This is a genomic window from Mailhella sp., from assembly GCF_057866825.1.
The window spans coordinates 1-4,590 of record NZ_DBMAHT010000146.1 but is presented as its reverse complement, the minus strand read 5'-3'; the positions used below and the strand labels follow the sequence as shown (position 1 = coordinate 4,590).

At 65.1% G+C, this 4,590-nt stretch carries 2 protein-coding genes; one reads left to right on the top strand and one right to left on the bottom strand.

Annotated features, from left to right (window positions below; genetic code table 11):
* On the top strand, positions 1-3,589 hold a 3,589-nt coding region (locus ACZM96_RS09690; protein WP_489488802.1), incomplete at its 5' end, for a phosphoribosylformylglycinamidine synthase.
* 575 nt (positions 3,590-4,164) lie between these two features.
* Here ACZM96_RS09690 and ACZM96_RS09685 read toward each other — a convergent pair.
* Positions 4,165-4,590 (bottom strand): N-acetylmuramoyl-L-alanine amidase family protein (locus ACZM96_RS09685; protein ID WP_489488801.1); only part of this gene is annotated, 426 nt, incomplete at its 5' end.

Here is a 4,590-nt window from a genome sequence, read left to right as displayed (position 1 = left end):
CATCTCTTCCCTGACCGGTCTGCGGCTCGTCAACCGCTACGACGTGGAAGGTCTGGACGAAGACGTGTTTCAGCGCGCGGTGAAAACCGTGTTTTCCGAACCGCAGGTGGACAACGCCGGCGAAACCCTGCCCGAAGGCGACTACACCGCCTTTGCCGTGGAATACCTGCCCGGTCAGTTCGATCAGCGGGCCGATTCCGCGAGCCAGTGCATCCAGCTCATGACCCAGGGCGAACGCCCCGCCGTGCGCACGGCGCGCGTGTTTCTGCTTTCCGGCGACCTTTCCGAAGCCGACGTGGAAAAGATCAAGCGCTACCTCATCAACCCCGTGGAAGCGCGCGAAGCCAGCCTTGACCCCGTGGAAACCCTGCGCGTGGAATACGAAGTGCCCACCAGCGTGAACACCGTGGAAGGCTTCACCACGCTGGACGAAGCCGGTCTTTCCGCCCTGCTCGATCAGCTCGGCCTCGCCATGGATCTCGACGACCTCAAGTTCCTGCAGGCCCATTTCCGCGACGAGGAAAAGCGCGATCCCACCATCACCGAAGTGCGCGTGGTGGACACCTACTGGTCCGATCACTGCCGCCACACCACCTTCTCCACCCACATCGACGGCGTGGAAATTCTGGACGAAAAAACGCTGGCCGCCTATGAGCGCTACCTTGCCGCCCGCAAGGAAGTGTACGGCGAAGAAAAGGCGGCCCTGCGTCCGCAGACCCTCATGGACATGGCCACCATCGCCGCCAAGACCCTGAAAAAACGCGGCCTGCTCGGCAACATGGATCAGAGCGAGGAAATCAACGCCTGCTCCATCCACGTGACCGCCACCGTGGACGGCGAAGAGCAGGACTGGCTGCTCATGTTCAAGAACGAAACCCACAACCATCCCACCGAAATCGAACCCTTCGGCGGCGCGGCCACCTGCATCGGCGGCTGCATCCGCGATCCGCTCTCCGGCCGCGCCTACGTCTATCAGGCCATGCGCGTCACCGGCTGCGGCGATCCGCGCACGCCCGTTTCCGAAACCATTCCCGGCAAGCTCCCGCAGCGCAAGCTCGCCCAAACGGCCGCCTCGGGCTATTCCTCCTACGGCAACCAGATAGGTCTTGCCACCGGCATGGTTTCCGAAGTCTATCATCAGGGCTACGTGGCCAAGCATCTGGAAGTGGGCGCCGTGGTGGCCGCGGCTCCGGCCGTCAACGTGGTGCGCAAGCGTCCCGAACCCGGCGACGTGGTCATTCTGCTCGGCGGACGCACCGGCCGCGACGGCATCGGCGGGGCCACCGGCTCCTCCAAGAGCCACAACCGCAAGTCCCTCGTCACCATGGCCTCGGAAGTGCAGAAGGGCAACGCACCCGAAGAACGCAAAATCCAGCGCCTGTTCAGAAACGGCGACGTCACCCGCCTCGTCAAGCGCTGCAACGACTTCGGCGCGGGCGGCGTTTCCGTGGCCATCGGCGAACTCGCGCCCGGTCTCGAAATCCGTCTCGACGCCGTGCGCAAGAAGTACGAAGGCCTCGACGGCACCGAACTCGCCATTTCCGAATCGCAGGAACGCATGGCCTGCGTGGTGGCCGCCAAGGACGCTCCCGCCTTCATCGAAGCCGCGGAAAAGGAAAATCTCGAAGCCTATCAGGTGGCCGTGGTCACGGAATCGCCGCGCATGGTCATGAACTGGCAGGGCAAAACCATCGTCGATCTTTCCCGCGCCTTCCTCGACACCAACGGCGCGTCCAAGCACACCCGCGTGCGCGTGGAATCCAAGGACCGCTCCGCCCTCGACGCCCCCGCGGCCTCCAGCCTGCGGGAAACGGCCTCCAGCCTCAAGTGCGCCTCGCGCCGCGGCCTTGCCGAACGCTTCGACTCCACCATCGGCGCAGGTTCCGTGCTCATGCCCTTCGGCGGCGTGCGTCAGCGCACTCCCGCGCAGGTCATGGCCGCGCTGCTGCCCGTGCTGCCCGGCCACGAAACCAAGGACTGCTCCGTCATGGCCTGGGGCTTCGACGCCGATCAGATGAGCGTCGATCCCTACGAAGGCGCGTACCGTTCCGTGGTCACGTCCGTCGCCCGCCTCGTCGCCGCAGGCTGCGACTACCGCAAGGCCTACCTCACCCTGCAGGAATACTTTGAAAAGCTCCGCGACGAGCCGGAACGCTGGGGCAAGCCCTTTGCCGCGCTCCTCGGCGCGCTCGACGCGCAGCTTGATCTCAACGTGGCGGCCATAGGCGGCAAGGACTCCATGTCCGGCTCCTTCCTCGACATGGACGTGCCCCCCACCCTCATTTCCTTTGCCATCGCTCCGGCCAAGACCGACGACGTGCTCTCGCCCGAGTTCAAGGAAGCCGGACCCCCCGTCTGCCTGCTCGCGCCCGCCTCGGCCGACGCCGAAGGCTTCAAGGCCTGCTGGGACGCCTTTGCCGCCCTGCACGCCGCGGGCAAGGTGAAGGCCGCCTGGGCCGTGGAAAACAGCGTGGCCGAAGCGATCATGAACATGTCGTTCGGCAACGGCATCGGCTTTGAGTCCTGCGCCGACATCGACTGGCATCGTCCCATGCCCGGGGCCATCGTGGCCGAACTGACCGAAGAGAGCGGCCTGCGCCTCGGCGTCACCACGGAAAAGGCCGTGATCACCCTCGGCTCGGACAGCGCCTCCGTCGAGGAACTGCTTGCCCTGAACGAAGGCGTGCTGGAAGACATCTACCCGAACCGCACCGCAAAGGACGAAGCCTCCGTGCCGCTCATCACCTCGGAGAAGCAGCCCGCGGCCAGACCCCGCACGGGCTCGGCCAGGCCGCGCGTGGTCATTCCCGTGTTCCCCGGCACCAACTGCGAATACGACAGCGCCCGCGCCGTCATGCGCGCCGGTCTCGAACCGGAAATCATCGTGCTGCGCAACCAGTCCGCGACCGAGGTTTCGGAATCGGCCGCGCGCTTCGCCCGCGCCGTGCGCGAAAGTCAGATCATCTTCGTGCCCGGCGGCTTCTCCGGCGGCGACGAACCCGAAGGTTCCGGCAAGTTCATCACGGCCTTCTTCCGCAATCCCGAAGTGACCGACGCCACCATGGATCTGCTCAAGCAGCGCGACGGCCTCATGCTCGGCATCTGCAACGGCTTCCAGGCGCTCATCAAGCTCGGCCTCGTGCCCTTCGGCGAAATCATCGACACCGACGCTTCCTGCCCCACCCTCACCTTCAACGTCATCGGACGCCATCAGTCGAAAATCGTGCGCACGCGCGTGTCTTCGCGGCTCTCCCCCTGGCTGAAGAACGTGAACACGGGCGACATCATCTCGGTGCCCGTGTCCCACGGCGAAGGCCGCTTCCTGTGCGAGCCCGCGCTGCTTGAAAAGCTCAGGGCAAACGGACAGATCGCCACCCAGTACGTGGATCTCGACGGCAATCCCACCATGGACGTGGACTTCAACCCCAACGGCTCCGTCTGGGCCGTGGAAGGCATCACTTCCCCGGACGGACGCGTGCTCGGCAAGATGGGACACTCCGAACGCACGGGCGCGAACCTCTACAAGAACGTGCCCGGCAACTACGATCTCCATCTCTTCGAGTCTGCCAGGGACTACTTCAGCCTCTAAAAACAGCGCCGGGGCGGAAAGGCTTCCGCTCCGGCTCTTCAACCGACGGCAAGACAGATGCCGCCCCGTTCCATGATTTTCGGAGCCTGTTCCGCCGCCCGCCCGGCGCTTGGCCCCTCCGGCTGCCCCCCCCGACTGTTCGGCACGCCGCCTCATCCGCCTGCGCGGCGGCCCCGGTGAAGTCGGCGGCCTCGCCTTCCCCGGCGAACTCAACGCCAGAGAGAAAGCGAAGGCAGGGCAAAAGCAAGGCGCAAGGGAGACGGAGGCACGACGAGGCGGGCGATGATGCGCGGCGTTGAACACGCCCTCTCGCCCCGCCAAAAGACGAACTTCCGCGTTCAGGCCGCGGAACGCGGGCCGCAGGCCGCCCGGCCTCCGGCCCGGGACTGCCTGGCCGACTCTCCCTCCGATTGTTCGGCACGCCGCCTGCTTCATCCGACTGCCCGGCGAGACTTCCGGCAGCCGCCGTCAGGCAAACCGAGTCAGACAAAGAAAAGCCCCGACATCCAACGATGCCGGGGCTTTTTCCTGACGTTTTGCCAGGCGCGGTCAATTGCCGCGTCTCAATGCGCCGCCTACTTGCCGAGCAGACTTCGCGCATAGGCGTGAATGCCGTTGGCAAGCCCCTGCGCCAGGCGCTGCCTGTGCTTGCTGCTCTTCAGACGCGACGCTTCCTTCGTGTTGGTGGAGTATCCCAGTTCCACCAGCACGCTGGGCATGGAGGAGCCCACCAGCACGAAAAACGGCGCGCCCTTCACCCCGCCGTCGCGGGTGGAGGCTCCGTTTCTTTTCAGATAGCTCAGCGTGTTTTTCTGAATGCGGTCCGCCAGACGGCGCGATTCCGTGGTGCGCGCGCCGGTCAGAATTTCCGTGAGTATCTTGTCCATGTCGCCGAGACGCCCGCTGTCGGCGTTTTCCACCGTGGCCAGACGACTCACCGAACTGCTGCGGGCAAAATCCAGAATGTAGGTCTCAAGGCCGCTGATGCCGGTATTTTCCGA